This window comes from Thalassotalea sediminis, assembly GCF_030295915.1.
GTDB lineage: Bacteria > Pseudomonadota > Gammaproteobacteria > Enterobacterales > Alteromonadaceae > Thalassotalea_C > Thalassotalea_C sediminis.
Genome location: NZ_AP027361.1, coordinates 1221085 through 1242504, shown reverse-complemented (window position 1 = coordinate 1242504; position 21420 = coordinate 1221085). Strand labels below are relative to the sequence as shown.

Genomic DNA, 21420 nt, shown 5'->3' with positions numbered 1-21420 from the left:
TTATTACTTCTGGTTTGTCTTCTGGTGCAGATTTGCAAGAAATCGACTCGCAGCATCTGTATCTCGGCTACGTTTCATATCGGGTAAACTACTCAAAAAAACTTGTCCATAAGGACGATTAACGAGTCTATCGTCACATATTACCATGACACCTTGGTCGGATACATCTCGAATTAAACGACCAACACCTTGTTTTAAAGCTATCACTGCTTGCGGTAGCTGAATATCGTGAAATGGATCGCCACCTTGACGTCTAGCATCTTCGCTTCGTGCTTGTAGCATCGGATCGTCAGGAGAGGCAAATGGTAGTTTATCAATGATGACACAGGTGAGTTTATCGCCTCTTACATCAACGCCTTCCCAAAAACTTGCCGTAGCCAATAATACAGCATCAGGAATCGCGATAAACTCATCGAGCATTTTGCGTTTACTCATTTGCCCCTGTACTAACAAAGGATTATCAATATGCTCAGCTAAATAGTCAGCAACCATATTTAACATACGGTAACTGGTGAACAACATGAAACATGCACCGTTACTTGCGCTAATTAACGGTATCGCAAGCTCTGCTAACGCTGTTGCGCGCTGTGGACTTTGAGCATCAGGCAAATATCGAGGAACCAATAGTTGTGATTGTTGTAAATAATCAAAAGGACTATCAACTAATAGTGTATTAGCACTGGAAATGCCAAGTTGTTCAGTGAAGTGTTCAAAGCCACCATTTACTGCAATCGTCGCGGAAGTAAAAATCCAACCTGCATTAGCTTGCTGCATATAGTCACTGAACTTATCAGCCACACTCAATGGCGTTAAGTGTAAAACTACGTGACGCCTTGTCGTTTCGTACCAATAACTCATACCAAGCTGTTCTACATCAGCCATGATATCGTACTTTGCTAAAATAGAAACGGCACGTTCAAAGCAGTTATCAATCGCTTCACTGCGAGAAATACAAAGTTTGATCACTTGGTATAAAAAATCGAGATCTGTTTTTATATTTTCAAAACTTCGTTTAATGCGAGGCAGCTGTATTTTTTCACGCCAATTACCTCGTTCCGGATCATGTCTAAACAATAAACGAAATTCCATCGCAGTTTTTTGTAGTTTTTCTGCGGCTTTGCCTAGCTGCTTCACATCCGTTAAAGATGTGTGATAAAGCTGTAAAATATCTGAACATAAATCGAGTAATTGTCGTGTTGAAAAAGCATCGCCAAAGTATTCACTAGCAATGTCTGGAATTTGATGCGCTTCATCAAAAACAATGACATCGGCCTTAGGGATAAGTTCGCCAAATCCGGTATCTTTGAGTGCCATATCGGCGAAAAATAAATGATGATTAACCACCACAACATCGGCATCAATTGCCCGTTTGCGGGCTTTTACGAGGTAGCAGTCGTCAATATTAGGACAATCTTTTGCCAAGCAGTTATCTAATGTACTAGTAACATAAGGAAATATTTGTGAGTCTTCTGCTACGTCAATGAGCTCACCTATATCACCCGTTTGAGTTGATGTACTCCACGATTGCACCTTAACGAAATCAGCAAGTGATTGCGCATCTAATTGCCCACGCTCTTGCTGGTATAATGCCAAGCGATACAAACAGAGATAATTGGCTCGCCCTTTCAACAATGCCATTTGCGCATTAGTCGCCATCGCCTTTCGAAGCAAAGGGATATCTTTATGAAATAATTGTTCTTGAAGGTTTTTTGTTCCTGTAGAAACGATCACTTTTTGCTCAGACAGCAATGCAGGGATCAAATATGCAAAGGTTTTTCCAGTGCCAGTACCCGCTTCAACCACTAAGCTCGTTTGGTTATCTATCGCAAGTTCAACTTCTAACGCCATATCTATTTGCGCTTGCCGAGGGGAATACCCTGACAACACCTTAGCGAGTACACCAGATGACGAAAAAGCTTGCTCTACAGGAGTCATAGACATTGGGCATTGAAAATTTGCGCTCATTATAAAGCGCTGTGTCTGAATTGGAAGACAGTTACTTGGATTTAATTATAGTTTTTACTTTACACTTAAAAGATCAACACGCCTTTACAATTGAGTATTCATTTCCATCATTTAAGGTTGGGGCTTTATCACACCAATACCCAATATTAGAATATCAACAGATATTCTAATATTGGGTATACATTATCAATCAACTAACAGCCCAAAAGACCGAAAAGCAGCATTGAAATAGTAGATACTGAGGTTATCAATATAAATATTTTGCTCATTTTAGGCTCATTAACCACTTTTTCTCAAACTCAATTGGAATTTTATTGATATCCTGCAGAGTGGCAAAACCAAGTTCCAGTCCTAGAAATATAAAAAGTTATTCAGAACCGTGAGCAAAATAACTACATGTTCAATCGCATAATCTAAGACCTTAATATACGGTTTAATTGAGAATATAAATGCCATTATATAAAATGGATACTATAAAAAGCGTGATACATGAAAAGCCTGTTTAATACTTTTGTAATTCATTTATATGTTCACATCTACTGGTGTTTGCCATTTTAACATCATTCAAAACCATAGATTCACACATGTCTTAACGTCTGGGTCCAATATTTTACTATGGAAACTATAAATACAATCCGTTATTAATAAACATATACTATACTGGATTGCATACTCCCCCTTCCGAGCAAGCAATAATTGGACCTGCTTCAGCTACTGTTCCATTCGAGTAGATTAGCCACCTTTGTTGAGTCGCGGTATTATTTCCACTCCCAGTAAACTTAACGATAAATGACGTTGCATATGCACCATTTTGATAACCTGATAAATTTGATGCTTGTTGCCAGATATATACACTTACGTCTCCAAACCCTGCTTCGTATTGACTAATAATTTCGGGGGTAACTACAATTACTTCAATTTCATCTTCCTCATCTTCTCCACTGAAAGAATAAGATGATACGTCATTAGTGTTCGAAGCAATGCTGTTACTTTTTCGATACAATAACAAATAGCTTACCACCTCGTTTAATTTACCAAGCGTTAATTTATCTTTGGCAATACCAAAAGAAGTTAAGAGTGCTTGCTCTGAGTTTGTACGAATTCTTTCAAGCTCATTCAACTCATATTTATCAAGTGCTAACCCCGAATTAAACTTATCCATCAAAAGTATATATGTTGGGTTCGAATGAAGGCTTGGCAAAGGAGAATCGTTATAACCGTTCAGTCGACTCATGACTTTCGAAGACAAAATAATATAATCGCTCGGTTTCAACCCAAAATATTTAGCCATTTTGTTAACACTTGAGTGCATTTTAGGGCTTAATTTTAATTCTTCGTTGGCTAAAACATTAGTTGATACGTTCAATATTGCTAAAATAAACGCTACTATAATTACCTTATTATACTTCATTATTCTGTTCCTTAGAGTATTAGCTTTTAAAATAAGCTCAAAACCTAGCAAAAGTAAAAGTAAAAGTAAAAGTAAACAAATTGTAAGTTGAATTTTGTTTACTTTTACGTAGGGCCTTGCGTAATTTAAAACTCTAGGTTCTACTAAAACATTGCACGAATAAATAAAAAACCCATATTAATCACACTTAAATAATTTTAACAGTAAGGGAACAGCGACAAATTGATGTCATTCTCAATATCGGGGCTATGCAAGGTAAACGAAAGACAGACCATAATTAACTTTTTATACATAAATATCTAAGTGAGGTTGATCATCATCGTCATCTTTGTCTTCTTCCTGATGTTTTGGATGCAATACATCTTGCTTGTGTAAGATTTCAGGTTCAACAATTTCGTCTACAACATACTGTGGCGACTCACTTTCGCTATTCGCTTTCGTTTCTTGTTCAGTCGGTGATTCTTGCTGTTGCTCTGCGTGTGAATGTGCATCTTTAACAAAATACAACTCATGGTCTTCCAGATGATCTAGATCATCAGAAAGTGCCTTTGTTGCAGCCTGTTTTGAAAGCGACTTAACGCGTAATTTATCCGGTTTTATCGGTGTCGTTCTTACACGAGTTAAAGCCGTGGTAAAAATATCCATTATGCACCTGTTTCAATCGTTAAATTTCAATCAATTACACTGTTTATACTTAGGGTCTGTTGAACTTTTGAGATTAAATTTTGTTCGAACTAAACGCTTTTTGTTCAAGGCATGAGCAATGTCGCATGGTTATTCCATGTAAATTGCGAACAACGATGAAGAAATAGCGTTTAACTGAACCCAAAGGGCAGCGTTTTTTGTCATTTATACGTCGTTAATGCGTTTTCATGTGGAATAACCACATATTAATCGCAATGCCTTGCCTAAATACCAATAAACTGCTGCAAAACTAAACGCAAAAGTTCAACAGATCCTAGTTATGTTATCGGCTGATATAGAACAAAGTTTAAACGTTTAGATGATAATGTCATAAAACGATCACTTTTAGTACTTGCCCTTCTCGCATTTTATCAGTAATGTAAAAAGCAATTAGAGTATTAACACTGAATTGTATAGAAAGATCACCTTAAATGGTGCTGTACTTACTATACACAACATGAAAATAGAGAACGTATTATATGTACTTAAACCTGAACGTAATTCATCATCACCATCATACGAATTAGCCGCTCAGGTTTATTCGCTGAGGGGCTATTGGACCTTTCAGCGGAATAAAGTAAAAGTCATTACCCAAACCCCCGAAAGAGTCCACCTCTCTCGGGGGTTTTGTCGTTTTTAGGGCATGTAAATTGTATATACAGGGTAAACACTTTTAAATTAACGAATAAATTAATTAGGAATGAAACAATGACTACTGAAACTCGCTTACGCATTGCAATGCAAAAATCAGGTCGCTTAAGTGATGAAACTCAAGCACTTTTAAAACGTTGCGGCTTAAAAATTAACGTTTCTGATAGGCGCTTACTTGCACATGTAGCCAACATGCCTATTGATATTATGCGTGTTCGAAGTTCAGATATTCCAGGGTTAGTAATGGATGGCGTCTGCGACTTAGGTATTGTCGGTGACAACACCCTCGAAGAAACAGCACTTGAACGTAAACGATTAGGTGCTAAATCAGAGTATATTAAAACGACACCATTAAATTTTGGTGGCTGTCGACTTTCTATCGCAATGCCTGAGGAATTCAACTATCAAGGCGTTGAGAGTTTAAATGGTAAAAGGTTTGCGACAACCTATCCGCAACTGCTACAAAGATACGCAGACGATCAGGGCATTAACATTGAGTTTTGCTTGTTAAAAGGATCCGTTGAAGTTGCTCCACGTGTTGGTTTAGCAGATGGCATTTGTGATTTAGTTTCAACGGGCGCAACACTTGAAGCCAATGGTTTGGTTGAGGTTGAGGAAATATTTCGCTCTAAAGCGTCGCTTATTCAAACTGCAGTGCCACTAGCCCCCGAAAAACAAACAATTCTAGATACATTGTTACCGCGTATTCAAGGCGTAATGAAAGCCAAAGAAAGTAAATACATCATGTTGCACGCACCACAAGATAAAATTAGTCAGGTCAGTGCACTGATGCCGGGCAAAGAAACACCAACGATACTCCCTTTAGCAGGGCGAGACGACAAAGTTGCGGTACACGTAGTTGCCACCGAAACCTTCTTTTGGGAAACAATGGAAGGATTAAAAGCACTAGGCTGTGATTCTATCTTAGTGATGCCAATTGAAAAAATGATGGGGTAATTGAAAAAATGAGCATCAGTATGATTAACTGGCAGGCATTAAATGCACAGGAAAAATGCAACGCGTTGGCTCGTCCAGCGCTTGCTGAAAGTGACTTGTTAGCAACACAAGTCGCCAATATTATTAATGAAGTAAAAACAAAAGGTGATCAAGCTATCATCAATTTTAGTGAGCGCTTTGATGGCGTAACATTAGATACTTTACGAGTAAGTGAACAGCAAATTGCAGAGGCTATTGCTTCGCTGAGTGAGGCGCGACTCGCTGCAATAGAAACTGCCTATCAACAAATAAAGCGATTTCACCAAGCACAACAGCCGCAAGATATAACCGTAGAAACAACACCTGGCGTTGTATGTACATTAAAAACAGAAGCGATTGAAAGTGTTGGCTTGTATATTCCTGCGGGTAGCGCCCCATTACCATCAACAGCATTAATGCTTGGGGTTCCTGCACAACTTGCTGGCTGTGAAAGAGTCGTATTAGTCAGCCCGCCAAACAAGCAAGGCAATATTGCTCCTGAAGTTTTAGCTGCTGCAAAATTATGTCAAATTGATGAAATTTACGCCGTAGGTGGTGCACAAGCTTGTGCTGCACTCGCTTACGGTACACCTTCAATTGCCGCTGTTAATAAGATATTTGGCCCTGGAAACAAATATGTAACCGAAGCGAAAACACAGCTTTCTCAACAAGTAGCTGGTTTTGCTATCGATATGCCAGCAGGCCCCTCAGAAGTATTAGTTATTGCCGATAAAAATGCTAACCCGAGCTTTGTTGCTGCCGATTTGCTATCCCAAGCTGAACATGGTCCAGATAGCCAAGTAATATTATTATCTGATAGCCAAGCACTGATCGAACACGTTAATGAAGCCCTAAATCAACAAGTGCAAATGCTCTCGCGTAAAGACATTGCGCTAAAAGCACTTAGCCAAAGCAGGTTGATATTAACGAATAACCTCGAACAAGCCTGTGAGGTCTCAAATTTATATGGCCCGGAACACCTTATTGTACAAACAGAAAATGCTGAACAATTATTAACGAAGCTGCGTAATGCGGGATCTATTTTTGTTGGCGCCTACACACCTGAGTCTGCAGGTGACTATGCAAGCGGTACAAATCATGTTTTACCAACATATGGTTATTCAAAAGTTGTATCAAGTTTATCGTTAGCTGATTTTTCACGTCGATTTACCGTACAACAAATAACGCGACAAGGATTGGCTAATATCGCTGACTGTATAACAGAGTTAACAGATGCTGAAGGTTTAGATGGTCACAAAAGAGCTGTGACAATAAGGTTAGAGAGTACAATGGCATGAAAAATATAAACAAACTAGCGAGACAAGAAATTGTCGATATGGTGCCCTATCAATCGGCGCGTCGCTTGCAAGCGGGCAATGGTGCATTTGCCTCCAAAATTTGGCTTAATGCCAACGAGGCATCTGGCCCTGGGATTTATTCAATCAATAGCGATTGTATTAATCGCTATCCAGACTTTCAGCCAAATAACCTCATTGAAGCTTACAGTGAGTATAGTGGCGTTAATACCGACAATATTTTAGCAACACGCGGTGCAGACGAAGGCATTGAGTTGGTTATTCGCACGTTTTGTCGTGCTTACGAAGACAGTATTTTAATTTGTCCGCCAACCTATGGCATGTATGCAATAAGTGCCGAAAATCATGGTGCTGATGTTGTTAAAGTCCCTTTGATAGGACAACAACTCGATTTAACAGCACTCGAAAAACAAATAGGCCACGTTAAAGTTGTTTTTCTATGTTCACCTGGCAACCCAACAGGTAATTTACTAAATAAAGAGGATATTGTACGCGTTATTGAAATGTTTGCCGACAGTGCAATCGTCGTTGTTGATGAAGCATATATTGAGTTTTGTCCCCAGCATAGTGCGGCAAATTTACTTAGCCAATATTCAAACCTAGTGATCTTGAGAACATTATCAAAGGCATTTGCGTTAGCAGGCCTGCGTTGTGGTTTTACACTAGCCAACACGGACATCATCACATTATTAAGCAAAGTGATCGCCCCATACCCTGTTCCAGCGCCCATTGCAGATATCGCTACTCAAGTTTTATCACCAAGTGGATTAGAACAAGTAAAAGTAAGAGTCCAAGAAATAACAGTACAGCGTAAAAACATTATCAATTGGCTACATGAGCAAAAATGGTGTATTGAAGTGTTTAAGTCAGATGCAAACTTTGTATTATTTCGCTGTACAGACTTGCTCACAAAAGAGCTTATTTTTAACACTTTATCTTCACAAGGTATTCTGATTCGCGATCAATCTAAACAATTACAACTAGAAAACTGTTTGCGTATTAGTATAGGAAGCGAGCGAGAGTTGAACGCATTAAAACATACCTTAGCCACAATTACCCAATCACAAGCATTTAAAGAAGTAGCAGAATAACCATGTCTCAACAAAATATTTTATTTATCGACAGAGATGGCACTTTAATAGAAGAGCCAATCACCGACAAGCAAGTAGATTCACTAGAAAAACTAGTGTTTGAACCTAGCGTAGTACCTGTTTTATTGTCATTACAAAAGAAAGGTTTTCGTCTGGTCATGGTTTCCAACCAAGATGGCTTGGGCACAGCAAGCTACCCACAAGCAGACTTTGATTTACCACATAACAAAATGATGGATCTTTTCACTTCTCAAGGTGTTATTTTTGATGACGTATTGCTGTGTCCTCACTTTGAATCAGACAACTGTAGTTGTCGAAAGCCGAAACTCGGTTTAGTCAGTGACTACTTGCAACAAGGTAAAGTCAACTTTAGCAACTCCTTTGTTATTGGTGACCGCGATACAGATTTGCAACTTGCTGCCAACATGGGAATTCAAGGGATAAAATACGATCGTCAAGAAAATAGCTGGTCTGATATCGCAGAACAATTATTAACGAAGTCTCGCAAAGCAAGTACAACTCGTACCACAAAAGAAACTGACATTTCGGTAGCCGTGAACTTAGATAAAGTCGGCGATATTAACATTAAAACAGGGCTAGGCTTTTTTGATCACATGCTAGAACAAATAGCAACACACGGTGGTTTTTCAATGACGGTCAATGTTGATGGTGATTATCATATTGATGAACATCACAGCGTAGAAGACACCGCGCTTGCTTTAGGACAAACACTAAAACAAGCATTAGGCGATAAACGCGGTATTGGTAGATTTGGTTTTGTATTACCAATGGATGAATGTCGTGCAGAATGTGCTATCGATTTATCTGGCCGTCCATGGTTAGAATTTGATGCTAATTTCACTGATACGAACGTTGGTCAAATGTCTACACAAATGGTATCGCACTTTTTCCGCTCGCTAGCTGATTCAATGGCTATTACCTTGCACTTATCAACAACGGAAGGGAATTGTCACCACCAAGTAGAAAGCTTATTCAAGGTTTTTGGTCGTGCATTACGTCAAGCTATTACCGTTAGTGGTGATGTTTTACCAAGTTCAAAAGGCACACTTTAAAGGTATTAATATGAGTGTAAAAGATCAACGTATCGTCATTGTAGATACAGGTTGTGCTAATTTATCTTCGGTACAATTTGCCGTATCAAAACTTGGATATGATGCGAAAATTACCGACGACATCGCCACAATTGAGCGTGCTGATAAAGTAATTTTACCCGGTGTTGGTAGTGCTAAACATGCGATGGACAATATTCGCACTAAAGGGCTAATATCCACATTACAACGCTTAACTCAACCAACGTTAGGCTTTTGTTTAGGTATGCAATTAATGGCATCTTCTTCAGTTGAAGGAGCTAGCAATGAACCTATTGAATGTCTAGGGATGATACCAACTGAAATTAAACCACTTGCTTCAGAAGGGTTACGGCTTCCGCACATGGGGTGGAATACGCTAACGAGCGTCAGTAAACACCCAGTTTTAGCCGGAATAACAGCAGAAGATTACTTCTATTTTGTTCACAGTTTTGCTGCCCCGATAAGTGAATTTACCGTCGCGAGTTGTTTTTATGGTAGTGCTTTTTCTGCTGCTATTGCAAAGGACAATTTTATCGGCTGTCAATTTCACCCTGAACGCTCAAGCAAGCTTGGCAGTAAAATAATTCAAAATTTTATAGAGATTTAGCCATATGATGATTCCCGCAATTGACTTGATAAATGGTGACGTAGTTCGCTTATTTCAAGGAGACTATGAACAAAAAACCCAATACACCTATTCACCAAAAGAAAGACAAGATGCCTACTTTAATGCCGGTGCTACCGTCATGCACTTTGTCGATTTAGATGGAGCAAAAGACAGTACTAAAAGACAACTTTCAACGTTGAAAACCGTTGTTAACCACCCAGAAATGATTATACAAGTAGGTGGTGGTGTACGCACAGAGCAAGATGTTATTGAGCTTTTAGCATTAGGAGCAGACCGAGTCGTCATTGGCAGCTTAGCCATTAAAGAGCCAACGCTCGTTACCAATTGGATAAATAAGTATGGCAATGAAAAAATTGTACTTGCTCTAGATATCAAAATTGATCAACAAGGTCGAAAAACATTGCCAACGCATGGCTGGATCAAAGACAGTGGTGTATTACTTGAAGACTTGCTCGCACAATACCAAGATGCAGGTGTTAAACATGTACTTTGTACTGATATTAGTAAAGACGGTACGTTGAGCGGAACTAATGTCGCGTTGTATCAAGAAATGTGCACAGCTTATCCAGATATTGCCTGGCAAGCATCTGGGGGAATAGGTTCTCTTGACGATATAAAAGCGCTAATTCCAACGGGTGTCAGTGGTGTGATTTTAGGTCGTTCCTTACTTGAAGGTAAGTTTACACTAGAGGAGGCGATCGCATGCTGGCCAAACGCATAATACCTTGTTTAGACGTTAGAGACGGTATGGTCGTTAAAGGCGTGCAATTTCGAAATCATGAAATTATTGGAGATATCGTTCCACTTGCCCAACAATATGCAAAAGCTGGTGCTGATGAATTAGTTTTTTATGACATTACTGCTAGCTCAGATCAACGTGTTGTCGACAAAAGCTGGGTTAGCAGAATTGCTGAAGTGATTGATATACCATTTTGTGTCGCTGGCGGCATTAAAACCGAACAAGACGCACAGCAAATTTTAATGATGGGCGCAGATAAAATTAGCATCAACTCACCGGCTTTAGCCGATCCAACATTGATTTCTAGACTAGCCGACATATTTGGACAACAATGCATTGTTGTCGGAATTGATAGCTTTTATAACAAAGAAACCGAAGAGTACCAAGTGTACCAATTTACAGGTGATGAAACGCGTACACAAAAAACAAAATGGAATACCTTTGATTGGATTAAAGAAGTACAACGCCGAGGTGCAGGTGAAGTTGTATTGAACTGTATGAATCAAGATGGTGTTCGTCAAGGTTATGATATACAACAACTTAAACTCGCACGTGCCGCATGTAATTTACCATTAATTGCGTCAGGAGGCGCTGGTGAGGTTCAACACTTTACTGATGTATTTCAACAAGCAGATGTAGATGGCGCACTCGCAGCCAGTGTATTTCATAAAGGTATTATTGCCATTAGTGACCTTAAACAACAGTTAAACAACAACCAAGTAGCGATTAGATTATGTTAATAACGCAAGAAAACCAACATGAGTTAGCATGGCAGAAAATGGACAATATGATCCCCGCTATTGTGCAACACCATAAAACAGGTGCCGTACTAATGCAGGGATTTATGAATTCTGAGGCATTGTCAGCAACGTTAACGAGTAAAAAAACAACCTTTTATAGCCGCTCACAACAAGGGTTATGGGTAAAAGGTGAAACCTCTGGTCATTATTTGCACGTTAAACAAGTTATCACTGACTGTGATCGCGACAGCTTACTCGTGACCTGTGAGCCTATCGGCCCAACATGTCACCTAGGTACGGAATCTTGTTTTCCCGAGCAGCCACTGTCGCAGCAAAACTTTCTAAGTCAATTAGAACAAGTGATAGCACAACGTAAAAACGAAACAGCCGATAAAAGCTATACCGCTGCACTTTTTGCGAAAGGCACAACAAAAATTGCTCAAAAGGTAGGTGAAGAAGGCGTTGAGGTTGCATTAGCTGCCGTTGCAGAAACAAAAGAAGACTTACTCGGAGAGTGTGCAGATCTCTTTTACCATACCTTAGTTTTATTACGTGATCAGAACATTGAACTTCGTGAAGTAATGCAAGTACTGCAAGATCGTCATCAGAAATAACGTACTAAATAAAGGAGTAGCGTAAGCTTACCCTAGCTTAACACTACTCTTTCCTTAATTTTCGCTTATAATAAAATCAATTAGCAGAACAAAATAATAAAAAATGAACAGGGATTTTCACTCGAAGGCGACGTAGAGGTTTCCCCATATGCATGTATTTTTGAATCTAAAAACTGCCCTTATACGCATTACATGGTTTTTTTTCACTACTCTACCGCTAACATTCATTAATACTGTAACTGCCGAAGAGATCATTATTTCAATTAGAGATGATGTGTATGTTGACTACAAGCAATTTCTAAACGGCAGAAATGTTCTTCAAGTACAAGACTTTTCTGGTAAAACTATTCGTCGAGATGTCGTTGATATGATTATTGCCCAACAAGCATTAAAACTTGGTGGCTTTGAACATACTTTTCACTATTCCCCTGGCAAATTAAACTTTCGTAACACAAAGATGATTCAACAAGGTAAATTATTAATAAGCTTTGATTCATACTGGTTAAGTGACGCCCTTGCATTACAAGAAAATGTTTACATCTCAAAGCCCGTAATAAAACGAGGGGAATATGTGGCAGGCATTTATACCAGCCCCAAAAACAAAGCCGTACTTTCAATACGAACACTTGAAGATCTAAAGCGCTTTACCGCCACTTCGACACCCAAGTGGCGAACAGACTGGAAAACTTTACAAGATTTACCCATAAAAGAGTTGATCAGGGAAGACGAATGGCTTAGCCAAGCACGCTTGGTTAACATTCAATGGGTCGATTTCATGCTGATGGCATTCCATTCTACACCAGACAAATCGTTTACCTTGGAAAACATTTACCTTGTACCCGTTGAAGGTGTTGGTGTTATGCTTGACGACAGTCGACACTTTGTTATTAGTAAAAACCACCCACTTGGCGCACATGCATTAAAAGCGATGAATAAAGGTTTAGCAATACTAAGAAAACAAAAATTAATCGCTAAAGCGTACCTACAAGCTGGTTTTTTCGTTGATAAAAATAACCTCAAAATTATCAATAAGTAAGATAATTATAGTCAATTTTTCCTAACCAAACAGTCAAAAATCATTGATATATCATTAACAAATATGTAATATAACGCCCCTAAAATATACGGATTCAATGTCGCTGCTAAGGATTAGCTATGTTTAAGTATTGGTCTATCAAAAAATACGGTAGTAAGTTATTGCCGTTACTCGAAAAGCAGTATGGAGTTAACAACTTCTATACCGCCTCTCAAATAAGAACAGTCGTTTACCAAAAAGATTTTAATCCAGAGTATTTACCCCTAGGATATATTCTATTTTTAAATCCTAACGACTTAAATGCAGTATTAGATAAAGAGTTTCCAAAGGTAAATGTTGCCGAGTATAAAAAAGAAATTCTGACTTATCTAGAACGAAAAAGTTATCGCGGTTTTTTACAAATATTGCAATAAAATCGTAATAATCATTGAGTTATTGTATACGGTCAAATAACATTATGTTTATTTGACCGTATTTTTTATGGGCGCCTTTATGAATTGGCTAGATGTTACTTTCCCGGCGTTAACGCTCGATCAACTTTATGACTTATTAAAATTACGTGTCGATGTTTTCGTCGTTGAACAAACCTGTTATTACCCTGAACTTGATGACTTAGATAGACACCCAGAAACTCGTCATATCATGGCTTATCAGGGTGAAAAACTTGCCGCTTATTTAAGAATTTTACCTGCAGGCACTAGCTATAATGACAACCCAGCCATTGGGCGTGTTGTCATTGCAAATTACGCGAGAGGCGCTGGTTTAGGGCATCAATTAATGCAAAAAGCGCTTGTATCTTGCCAGCAGCACTTTCCCAACCAACGCGTTAAAATGTCAGCCCAAGAACACCTTACCGCATTCTATAATACACATGGCTTTATAGAGTGCTCTAATACCTACTTAGAGGACGGCATTCCTCATATCTGTATGATACAAAAAACTTAACTTTTCTAACTAACAAATAAACGAATATTTTCTACCGCAAGAATTAATAACGTTAAAAAACTGGCTAGCATTCCTATTTGTCTACTTTTACTTGGTCCTTGCGTTTGTGTAATGCCTATACTATGTAATATGCGCCCAATAAAGAAAAGCGCCCCCACAGCATAAACTAACATTTCAGTGCTACCGTTAATTTCAGCACAAGCCAACATCAACATTGCTAATGGGGTATATTCTGCAAAGTTACCATGTACACGCACAGCCTGGGCTAATTCATCATGGCCGCCGTCACCAATACCAGTTTTATATTTGTAGCGTAATTTAATTATACGTATGGTAAATCCAATATAGAGCAGCGCTAATAAAGCGAGATAAAAGCCAGTTATCGATACGTTTAACATAAACTTCCTTAAATAAATTTTAGTCATTGCACATTCGCATGACCTTACGAGTAAATCACTTACATCACAGCACTATAATAGCAGTGCAGTAATGACTAAATGTAACGTATTCATCGCCTAAATACAGCGGTGGAAACTGACAAAAAACAGAGAAAAACTGACATTTAGAGCAAAAAAAAGGCCTACGATAATGTAGGCCTTAACTATAATGAATGCTTAAGACAGTTTATCTGAAAGGATTTGACTTACGGTTTCAACTGGCTGTGTACCGTCTATCGTAATATAACTACAGGCTCCGGCCTCAGCCTCAGCCTTGTAGTAATCAACTAACGGTTTAGTCTGTTCATGATAAATACCTAAGCGCTTGCGTACTGTTGCTTCTTCATCATCAGGACGAATAACTAACTCTTCACCTGTTTCATTGTCTTTCCCTTCCACTGCAGGTGGGTTATAAACAATATGATAAACACGACCTGAACCAGGATGAACACGACGGCCCCCCATACGCTCTACAATCACTTCATCAGCAACATCAAATTCAATAACACTATCTACGGCTACGCCATTCTCTTTCATCGCATCTGCTTGAGGAATAGTGCGTGGAAAACCATCTAATAAAAAGCCTTTTTTACAGTCTTCTTGTGCAATACGTTCTTTAACTAAACCAATGATAAGGTCATCAGATACTAATTGACCAGCGTCCATAACCGCCTTCGCTTTTTTACCTAATTCGGTACCTGCTTTAATTGCTGCACGCAACATGTCACCAGTAGAAATTTGAGGAATGCCATATTTAGCCATTAAAAATTGTGCTTGAGTGCCTTTACCAGCGCCTGGAGCACCTAATAGAATAATACGCATAGAACTTTGCCCTATCTTTTAAAAATACTAATTTGGTCGAATAACTGTAGAATAGTTAATCAATTACTCCACCAAATGAGTACGAAACTGACCTTTATCAAAGTGTGCAACACTATACATTTTCAACCCATTGCAAACAAGTAAGAATTTACTCGTAGTTATCAAAAAACAACGCTTGAACGCCAATATTAGACTAATGTCTACCTCAACTTCACTATTTACTAATATCAGACTAAAAAATTAATAACGTTATAAGCACTTTCTAATGCTTAAGAAATTTTCCTGCATATATCTTCGGAATTAAAAACACACGAAAAAATATTAACATTTAGCAATCAATAAAGGCGCCATAAAGGCGCCTTTATTACCTCAATGCATCTGCACTTACTTTGTTAAGCTCATCATAAGCTTGTTAAGTTTAGCTACAAACGAAGCCGGATCTTTTAAATTACCGCGCTCTGCTAATGTAGCTTGCTCAAATAACACTTCAACCCATTGGTTAAATTTGTCATCGTCAGCTTCATCAGCCACATGCTTAACAAGGTCATGCTCTGCGTTAATCTCAAAAATTGGCTTAACTTCAGGCACTTCTTGACCAACTTGTGCCATTAATTTTTGCATTTGAATGCTCATATCATCTTCAGCTGTTACTATCACTGCTGGCGAATCAGTTAAGCGATTTGAGATTTTCACCTCTTTAACTTTATCGCCTAGGGCTTCTTGCATACGTTTAACAACAGAATCGAATTCTTTTTCGAGCTTTTCTTGTGCTTCTTTAGATTCTTCATCATCTAAATCGCTTAAATCAACACCGCCGCGAGCAACTGATTGTAATTGCTTCTCATCAAATTCAGTTAAATGGCTAACTAACCACTCATCAATACGATCAGAAAGTAATAACACTTCGATGCCTTTCTTACGGAAAACCTCTAAATGAGGGCTATTTTTCGCTGCTTCAAAGCTATCTGCCACAACATAATAAATCTTGTCTTGGCCTTCTTTCATACGCTCAATATATTCAGGCAACGAAACATTTTGTACTGGCGAATCTTCATTTGTTGAAGCAAAACGCAATAACTTAGCAATGGCTTCCTTATTTGCCATGTCTTCGGCAGGACCTTCTTTTAGCACCTGACCAAATTCATTCCAAAATGTTTGATATTGCTCTTTCTCTTTATTACCAAATTTTTCAAGCATTTTAAGTACGCGCTTAGTACATCCCTTACGGATTGATTGCGTTACTTTATTGTCTTGCAAAATTTCACGAGACACATTCAATGGCAAATCATTTGAATCAAGCAAGCCTTTAACAAAACGAAGGTATGTTGGCATGAATTGCTCAGCATCATCCATAATGAAAACACGTTGAACATAAAGCTTTAAGCCATGTTGTTTTTCACGGTTATACAAATCAAATGGTGCTTTACTTGGAATATAAAGTAGTGATGTATACTCCGTTTTACCTTCGACTTTGTTATGTTCCCAAAGTAAAGGATCTGCAAAATCATGTGAAACATGCTTATAAAATTCTTTATATTCTTCTTCAGTTACATCTGACTTTTCTCGTGTCCAAAGAGCAGTAGCTTTATTTACTGGTTCCCATTTAGCAGGCACAGCATCACGCGCTTCAATAGCTGGTGTTACCACATTTCCTTCTTCGTCTTTAACTTCTTCTTGTGCTTCAACAGCAGGCACTTCTGCCGTCAGCATTTCAACAGAAACAGATATATGATCTGAATATTTAGTCACAATAGAACGTAAACGCCAGTCATCTAAGAACTCAGACTCATCTTCTTTTAAATGAAGAATAATATCAGTACCACGGTTTGTTTTTTCAATTTGGCGAGTGGTAAATTGACCTTCACCTTCACTTTGCCATTCAACACCTTCACTCGCGCTAACACCAGCAGCTCGTGAACGCACAGTGACCTTGTCAGCAACAATAAAAGCTGAATAGAAGCCTACACCAAATTGACCGATAAGTTGAGAATCAGACGCTTGGTCTCCTGACAACTTCGAAAAGAACTCTGCCGTGCCCGATTTAGCGATTGTACCTAAATGCTCAACGATCTGGTCATGTGTCATACCAATACCATTATCAGAAATGGTTACGGTCTTGTTATCTTTATCAGCGCTGACTCGCACACGTAATTCACCGTCACCTTCAAAAAGTTCGGCATTTTTTAGCGCTTCAAACCTTAATTTATCTGAAGCATCTGCAGCATTTGATACTAATTCACGTAAGAAAATTTCTTTGTTTGAATACAAAGAATGGATCATTAATTGAAGTAATTGTTTTACTTCGGTTTGAAAGCCATGAACTTCTGGTTGACCTGCATCAGACATTCGAGCCATCTCCTATCTTGCTATCTATATTATTTACGTTAGTGAGGACATCGCCTCGTGATAGAGCAGATATGGGGATAGCGAAAATAAATTCAAGCAATAAAAGTGAACATTTTTAAAACTCATACTCTAGAGCAAAACGTAATATGTGGTCATTGCCTGACTGCGAGAGTTCAGTGATAAACCCTAACTGATATTTTAATTGTTGTTGACCATCAATACGATATATACCCTGCAAAGCAGGCCCTACACCAAAGTAATCTTCACCTGCGTACAGTTCTATTGCAGGTTGAAACGCCGGTTTATATCGATAACGATATTTAATACGTGCCTCAGTTTCCCATTCACTTTCAAGTGTTTGTCCCCACTCATAAACAAGAAATAGATTAACGGTAAGACTACTTTTACCAAATTCTTTTTCTGCTAAAAAGCCACTTGCTACTTCCCAGTTGTCAACATTATGTTGTTTTTCAACTTCAAACAAAACGCCATAATCTGCCCAATATTGACCTTGATCACCAAGCATTAAACGCATTTCAAATTCATAACCTGATAAACCAAAATCACCTGACGGCTCATCTCGCTCACCAATGAAATAAATCTCTGCCGTCATGTACTCCGTTAACGAATGACCAAAGCCCACACGCTGTCCGAGCTGATTACCACTTTCATCGGATTTTCGTGACATAAAACGCCATTCCACTTCTCTTTCAAGTGGTAATACATAGGGTGAATATACTTTATCAACGACTACACCATCTGCAGCAGCAAAAAGCGGTATTACCCCTACAATAAAGAGCATAATTCTAATTAACATGGTTTTGCTCTCCTCTTTTTTCACTTACCGAATAAAACGTAATCACGCCAAACAATGTGCCGGCATAACATGCCAACCCACTTAAATACACCATAATAAATCGACTACTTGGCGTTGCTTCATAACCAATTAACGCTTTTGCGATATGTCCATATTCAGAGCTATCCTTAATGAAAAATTCACTGTTCCACAAAATATTACCTTCGCTAAGTACATCCACTTGAGAAAGAAGCGGTACAATGAGCGCCAGCTGCCCTGAGATAAACATTCCCCAAAGTATCATTGGAATAAATTGATTTTTACCGCACGCAAGCCTATGTAAGAAAAAATACAGCAGCACAGAGAAGCTGATAATAATGCCGCAAGCGAGAAAAACAGCCATATAAATAGCAACTTCATTGTTTGATGAAGATAAATAACCTGAAAAATAAATCAAAAAGCTAACACCTTTTACCGCGGTAAAAATAGATGCTGCAACCAAAATTAAATGCACAGTGATTTCTTCTTTGATGACATGCGACATCGCACTCCCGAGAGTAAACAGTAAAAAGTAACTACACATTAAAGCCACTATCAAGTATTCAAATCCTGCTCCTTGAAAGTAAGGACTTATTTCGGGTGCCAGAAGAAAAATAATGAGCATTAAGATACCGCTAGTAAAACAGTACTTAATTAAAAATGCGCTATCAACGCGCCCTGGCATTACAAAGGCGGTTAACCATGCAATGAGAATACCTATAGGTAAAATATCTCTAATAAACAAAATAATAGTATTAATTAACATCTAGTTTTCCCCCTCAACGATCACTTTGCCTATCGCTGAATTTGGGTTGTATTCACCAAAAAACTCATAGCTCCCTGGAGATAAAGGACCAATGTATATAACTGACTTCCTACCTGGAAATAACACTTTTTCACGGTTTAAGTCGAAACTGTCAAATTCTTCAGGCCGTTGATCTTGGTTGTCAATCACAAGCTTCACTTTTTTACCGGCGGGAATTTTAACTTCACTAGGATAAAAAAGGTGTTTTTTAAGCACTAGGTGATATTCAGGGATTGAATCAGAGAACCCGAATAAAGAAAGACTTACTGCGATGATTAGCCAGCGTAATGATTTCATTGTCAGTTACTCACTCCCTTTGCAGGTAGTGTTACACATGGCAAAATAATGCGAACTTCTAAGCCACCTAAAGAGGAATCTAAGAGCTCAATATTACCATGATGTAATTCCACAATATGCTTTACAATAGACATACCTAACCCCGAGCCTGTAACACTCATGTTTTGCTTTGCGCCTTCTAACCGATAAAATCGATCAAAAATTTTCTGCCGCTTTTCTTGTGGTATGCCTGGTCCATTATCATGTACTGCAACGAGTACTTGGTTGTTATAAGGTTTTGCTTCTACGAAAATTTCAGCATTTTCGCCCGCATATTTAATCGCATTTCCGACCAAGTTGGAGAATAAGGTTAATAATGTAAATTCGTCACCTAGCACTGTTAAATTACTACTTTCTAATGATATTTGTTGTTTATGTTCAGCAACTTTTTCGTAAAGGCTTGCAATTGTGCGTTGCAAAACAAGGTCAATATTGAGCGGTTCAAATTGTGCAGAAAATGAGTCTGGTGATGTCCGATATAAGGTCAATATTTGTTCAACAACATGCGCCATTCGTTCTACACTTTGATTGAGTGCAACTAACATATCTTTCGTTAACTCACCTCGTTCAAAGCTCGTTTGTATATTATGTGCGTTAATGGTTAATACGCTTACAGGTGTTCTCAATTCATGTGCAGCGTCTGCTGCAAGACGTTTTTCTTTTTCAAACGCCGAACCTAGTTTTGCAAGTAACGAATTAAGCCTAAATACAATAGGTTGAAGTTCGATAGATTCTCGTGTCAAAAAAACAGGGGATAAATCTTCAGAAGACTTTGCTTTTACACTTTCTGATAACTCTCTTAAAGGTTTTAAACTGCGTTGAATGGCAATAACAACAAAAAAGCCAATCAAAGGAATTATTAATACGACAGGCAAAATAGCAGTAAGTAACACACGTTCCGCAGCATCAACTCTCTGTAAATGCTGCTGAGCAACGATAACAAAGCGATTGTTTATCTCTTCACTATAGATCCGCCAGCGAGCACCTGAAAAATTTTGATAGCCGAAACCATGTTGATCATCCAGTAGTCTAAAAGCTGGCGCATTGCTAGAACGGTAAAGTAGTTTATTCGCTTGCCACACTTGATAGGTTAATGTCGATTGTTCATCTTGGTCAATGACAGACTCACTCGATTGCAAATTAGCAATTGAATGCGCAACTATTCGTAATTCTTGATCAAAAATGTTTTCCAATTCAGCCTTACTTGCTCGATAGCCATGTATCGCAGCCCCAAAAGTAACTAAGGTTATTACTGAGAGAATGATTAACAGTAAATAACGCTGTATTGACATCAATGTTGCCCAATAATATAGCCAACACCACGAACTGTTTTAATAAAGTCCTTGGGAAGTTTTTTACGTATGTTGTGCATGTGCACCTCAATCGTGTTACTTGATACTTCTTCGCCCCATTCATACAGGCGGTTTTCTAATTGTTCTTTAGACTGAATTCGCCCTAAATTTTCCATCAAAGATTTGACCACCATGTATTCCCTTCTGGAGAGCTTAAGCATTTTATCATCTAGATAAATAACATTTGCGCGCGTGTCTAAGGTAACATTGTCTTTTTTAACTATCGCAGTATCTATAGTGCCTAAACGTCTTTCAATTACGCGTATGCGTGCGAATAACTCTTTTATGTCAAAGGGTTTAGCTAAATAATCATCTGCACCTAAATCAAGTCCTTTAACTTTATCATCTGGCGAATTTCGAGCAGTTAAAATTAAAACAGGTAATGGTAGCTTCCCTGCTTTAAGCTGTTTCAATACATCTAGGCCATCCATGTCAGGTAAGCCTAAGTCCAGAATAACTAAATCATTCATGCCAACACGCGCAGCAGAAATAGCTAATGCACCTGTATGCACACTATCAACACTGTAACCTTCCCTGTGCAACGATTGCTGCAAAGCATTAGCTAACTGTAAGTCATCTTCTACCAGTAGTATTCTCATAT

General features: G+C 38.5%; 22 protein-coding genes. 11 read left to right on the top strand and 11 right to left on the bottom strand.

From position 1 onward, the window contains the following. Window positions 1-3: 3 nt before the first annotated feature. The 3 genes from yoaA to QUE09_RS05630 all read right to left on the bottom strand — a co-directional run bounded on the left by yoaA (window position 4) and on the right by QUE09_RS05630 (window position 4021). Window positions 4-1935, bottom strand: a complete 1932-nt coding sequence (yoaA, locus tag QUE09_RS05640) for a DNA repair helicase YoaA (RefSeq protein ID WP_434017523.1) — start codon at window positions 1933-1935, stop codon at window positions 4-6. Between the two features lie 685 nt (window positions 1936-2620). Continuing rightward, window positions 2621-3376, bottom strand: a complete 756-nt coding sequence (locus QUE09_RS05635; protein ID WP_286235227.1) for a hypothetical protein — start codon at window positions 3374-3376, stop codon at window positions 2621-2623. A 285-nt stretch (window positions 3377-3661) separates the two neighbouring features. Then, a complete protein-coding gene (locus QUE09_RS05630) occupies window positions 3662-4021 on the bottom strand; it encodes a hypothetical protein (protein ID WP_286235226.1) in 360 nt (119 codons plus the stop codon). A gap of 747 nt (window positions 4022-4768) precedes the next feature. Here QUE09_RS05630 and hisG point away from each other — a divergent pair. The 11 genes from hisG to QUE09_RS05575 all read left to right on the top strand — a co-directional run bounded on the left by hisG (window position 4769) and on the right by QUE09_RS05575 (window position 13886). Next, window positions 4769-5668 (top strand): ATP phosphoribosyltransferase, encoded by a 900-nt coding sequence (hisG, locus tag QUE09_RS05625; protein WP_286235225.1) that lies wholly within the window; start codon window positions 4769-4771, stop codon window positions 5666-5668. A 20-nt stretch (window positions 5669-5688) separates the two neighbouring features. After that, window positions 5689-6984, top strand: coding sequence for a histidinol dehydrogenase (gene hisD, locus QUE09_RS05620; protein ID WP_286235224.1), 1296 nt, complete (start codon window positions 5689-5691; stop codon window positions 6982-6984). Then, window positions 6981-8093, top strand: coding sequence for a histidinol-phosphate transaminase (gene hisC / locus QUE09_RS05615; RefSeq protein WP_286235223.1), 1113 nt, complete (start codon window positions 6981-6983; stop codon window positions 8091-8093). Before hisD ends, hisC begins: the two co-directional genes overlap by 4 nt. A 2-nt stretch (window positions 8094-8095) precedes the next feature. Then, window positions 8096-9166, top strand: a complete 1071-nt coding sequence (gene hisB, locus QUE09_RS05610; protein ID WP_286235222.1) for a bifunctional histidinol-phosphatase/imidazoleglycerol-phosphate dehydratase HisB — start codon at window positions 8096-8098, stop codon at window positions 9164-9166. 10 nt (window positions 9167-9176) lie between these two features. Further along, the gene (gene hisH, locus QUE09_RS05605) at window positions 9177-9791 is read left to right on the top strand and encodes an imidazole glycerol phosphate synthase subunit HisH (protein ID WP_286235221.1); all 615 of its coding nucleotides are present in this window, start codon (window positions 9177-9179) and stop codon (window positions 9789-9791) included. A 4-nt stretch (window positions 9792-9795) separates the two neighbouring features. Then, on the top strand, window positions 9796-10533 hold the full coding sequence (gene hisA, locus QUE09_RS05600) for a 1-(5-phosphoribosyl)-5-[(5-phosphoribosylamino)methylideneamino]imidazole-4-carboxamide isomerase (RefSeq protein WP_286235220.1): 738 nt from the start codon (window positions 9796-9798) through the stop codon (window positions 10531-10533). Beyond that, complete coding sequence (gene hisF / locus QUE09_RS05595; RefSeq protein WP_286235219.1) at window positions 10515-11291, top strand: imidazole glycerol phosphate synthase subunit HisF; 777 nt, start codon at window positions 10515-10517, stop codon at window positions 11289-11291. Before hisA ends, hisF begins: the two co-directional genes overlap by 19 nt. Beyond that, window positions 11285-11905 (top strand): bifunctional phosphoribosyl-AMP cyclohydrolase/phosphoribosyl-ATP diphosphatase HisIE, encoded by a 621-nt coding sequence (hisIE, locus tag QUE09_RS05590; RefSeq protein ID WP_286235218.1) that lies wholly within the window; start codon window positions 11285-11287, stop codon window positions 11903-11905. Before hisF ends, hisIE begins: the two co-directional genes overlap by 7 nt. Before the next feature lie 148 nt (window positions 11906-12053). Then, window positions 12054-12941, top strand: a complete 888-nt coding sequence (locus tag QUE09_RS05585; protein WP_286235217.1) for a hypothetical protein — start codon at window positions 12054-12056, stop codon at window positions 12939-12941. Between the two features lie 119 nt (window positions 12942-13060). Beyond that, window positions 13061-13354, top strand: coding sequence for a DUF6559 family protein (locus QUE09_RS05580; RefSeq protein ID WP_286235216.1), 294 nt, complete (start codon window positions 13061-13063; stop codon window positions 13352-13354). Between the two features lie 79 nt (window positions 13355-13433). Continuing rightward, entirely contained in the window at window positions 13434-13886 is a 453-nt protein-coding gene (locus tag QUE09_RS05575; protein ID WP_286235215.1) for a GNAT family N-acetyltransferase, read from the top strand. A gap of 5 nt (window positions 13887-13891) precedes the next feature. Here the strand turns inward: QUE09_RS05575 and QUE09_RS05570 are convergent, their stop codons facing one another. From QUE09_RS05570 to QUE09_RS05535, 8 genes are all read right to left on the bottom strand, one after another. Then, window positions 13892-14284 (bottom strand): MAPEG family protein, encoded by a 393-nt coding sequence (locus QUE09_RS05570; protein ID WP_286235214.1) that lies wholly within the window; start codon window positions 14282-14284, stop codon window positions 13892-13894. Window positions 14285-14500: 216 nt separating this feature from the next. Further along, window positions 14501-15145 (bottom strand): adenylate kinase, encoded by a 645-nt coding sequence (adk, locus tag QUE09_RS05565; protein WP_286235213.1) that lies wholly within the window; start codon window positions 15143-15145, stop codon window positions 14501-14503. A gap of 384 nt (window positions 15146-15529) precedes the next feature. After that, entirely contained in the window at window positions 15530-17491 is a 1962-nt protein-coding gene (gene htpG, locus QUE09_RS05560; protein WP_286235212.1) for a molecular chaperone HtpG, read from the bottom strand. 115 nt (window positions 17492-17606) lie between these two features. Then, window positions 17607-18308: a hypothetical protein gene (locus tag QUE09_RS05555; RefSeq protein ID WP_286235211.1), complete on the bottom strand. Its 702-nt coding sequence runs from the start codon at window positions 18306-18308 to the stop codon at window positions 17607-17609. Next, the gene (locus QUE09_RS05550; RefSeq protein ID WP_286235210.1) at window positions 18298-19092 is read right to left on the bottom strand and encodes a hypothetical protein; all 795 of its coding nucleotides are present in this window, start codon (window positions 19090-19092) and stop codon (window positions 18298-18300) included. Before QUE09_RS05550 ends, QUE09_RS05555 begins: the two co-directional genes overlap by 11 nt. After that, entirely contained in the window at window positions 19093-19428 is a 336-nt protein-coding gene (locus tag QUE09_RS05545) for a cupredoxin domain-containing protein (protein WP_286235209.1), read from the bottom strand. 2 nt (window positions 19429-19430) lie between these two features. Continuing rightward, window positions 19431-20759 (bottom strand): HAMP domain-containing sensor histidine kinase, encoded by a 1329-nt coding sequence (locus tag QUE09_RS05540; protein ID WP_286235208.1) that lies wholly within the window; start codon window positions 20757-20759, stop codon window positions 19431-19433. Beyond that, a complete protein-coding gene (locus QUE09_RS05535) occupies window positions 20759-21418 on the bottom strand; it encodes a response regulator (protein ID WP_286235207.1) in 660 nt (219 codons plus the stop codon). The genes QUE09_RS05540 and QUE09_RS05535 overlap by 1 nt, the downstream gene beginning before the upstream one ends. Window positions 21419-21420: the final 2 nt, after the last annotated feature.

What these genes read in the sequence shown, in the direction of transcription:
- yoaA (WP_434017523.1), bottom strand. Translation starts at nt 1,935, where the DNA reads ATGACTCCTGTAGAGCAAGCTTTTTCGTCATCTGGTGTACTCGCTAAG.
- QUE09_RS05635 (WP_286235227.1), bottom strand. Translation starts at nt 3,376, where the DNA reads ATGAAGTATAATAAGGTAATTATAGTAGCGTTTATTTTAGCAATATTG.
- QUE09_RS05630 (WP_286235226.1), bottom strand. Translation starts at nt 4,021, where the DNA reads ATGGATATTTTTACCACGGCTTTAACTCGTGTAAGAACGACACCGATA.
- hisG (WP_286235225.1), top strand. Translation starts at nt 4,769, where the DNA reads ATGACTACTGAAACTCGCTTACGCATTGCAATGCAAAAATCAGGTCGC.
- hisD (WP_286235224.1), top strand. Translation starts at nt 5,689, where the DNA reads ATGATTAACTGGCAGGCATTAAATGCACAGGAAAAATGCAACGCGTTG.
- hisC (WP_286235223.1), top strand. Translation starts at nt 6,981, where the DNA reads ATGAAAAATATAAACAAACTAGCGAGACAAGAAATTGTCGATATGGTG.
- hisB (WP_286235222.1), top strand. Translation starts at nt 8,096, where the DNA reads ATGTCTCAACAAAATATTTTATTTATCGACAGAGATGGCACTTTAATA.
- hisH (WP_286235221.1), top strand. Translation starts at nt 9,177, where the DNA reads ATGAGTGTAAAAGATCAACGTATCGTCATTGTAGATACAGGTTGTGCT.
- hisA (WP_286235220.1), top strand. Translation starts at nt 9,796, where the DNA reads ATGATGATTCCCGCAATTGACTTGATAAATGGTGACGTAGTTCGCTTA.
- hisF (WP_286235219.1), top strand. Translation starts at nt 10,515, where the DNA reads ATGCTGGCCAAACGCATAATACCTTGTTTAGACGTTAGAGACGGTATG.
- hisIE (WP_286235218.1), top strand. Translation starts at nt 11,285, where the DNA reads ATGTTAATAACGCAAGAAAACCAACATGAGTTAGCATGGCAGAAAATG.
- QUE09_RS05585 (WP_286235217.1), top strand. Translation starts at nt 12,054, where the DNA reads ATGCATGTATTTTTGAATCTAAAAACTGCCCTTATACGCATTACATGG.
- QUE09_RS05580 (WP_286235216.1), top strand. Translation starts at nt 13,061, where the DNA reads ATGTTTAAGTATTGGTCTATCAAAAAATACGGTAGTAAGTTATTGCCG.
- QUE09_RS05575 (WP_286235215.1), top strand. Translation starts at nt 13,434, where the DNA reads ATGAATTGGCTAGATGTTACTTTCCCGGCGTTAACGCTCGATCAACTT.
- QUE09_RS05570 (WP_286235214.1), bottom strand. Translation starts at nt 14,284, where the DNA reads ATGTTAAACGTATCGATAACTGGCTTTTATCTCGCTTTATTAGCGCTG.
- adk (WP_286235213.1), bottom strand. Translation starts at nt 15,145, where the DNA reads ATGCGTATTATTCTATTAGGTGCTCCAGGCGCTGGTAAAGGCACTCAA.
- htpG (WP_286235212.1), bottom strand. Translation starts at nt 17,491, where the DNA reads ATGTCTGATGCAGGTCAACCAGAAGTTCATGGCTTTCAAACCGAAGTA.
- QUE09_RS05555 (WP_286235211.1), bottom strand. Translation starts at nt 18,308, where the DNA reads ATGTTAATTAGAATTATGCTCTTTATTGTAGGGGTAATACCGCTTTTT.
- QUE09_RS05550 (WP_286235210.1), bottom strand. Translation starts at nt 19,092, where the DNA reads ATGTTAATTAATACTATTATTTTGTTTATTAGAGATATTTTACCTATA.
- QUE09_RS05545 (WP_286235209.1), bottom strand. Translation starts at nt 19,428, where the DNA reads ATGAAATCATTACGCTGGCTAATCATCGCAGTAAGTCTTTCTTTATTC.
- QUE09_RS05540 (WP_286235208.1), bottom strand. Translation starts at nt 20,759, where the DNA reads ATGTCAATACAGCGTTATTTACTGTTAATCATTCTCTCAGTAATAACC.
- QUE09_RS05535 (WP_286235207.1), bottom strand. Translation starts at nt 21,418, where the DNA reads ATGAGAATACTACTGGTAGAAGATGACTTACAGTTAGCTAATGCTTTG.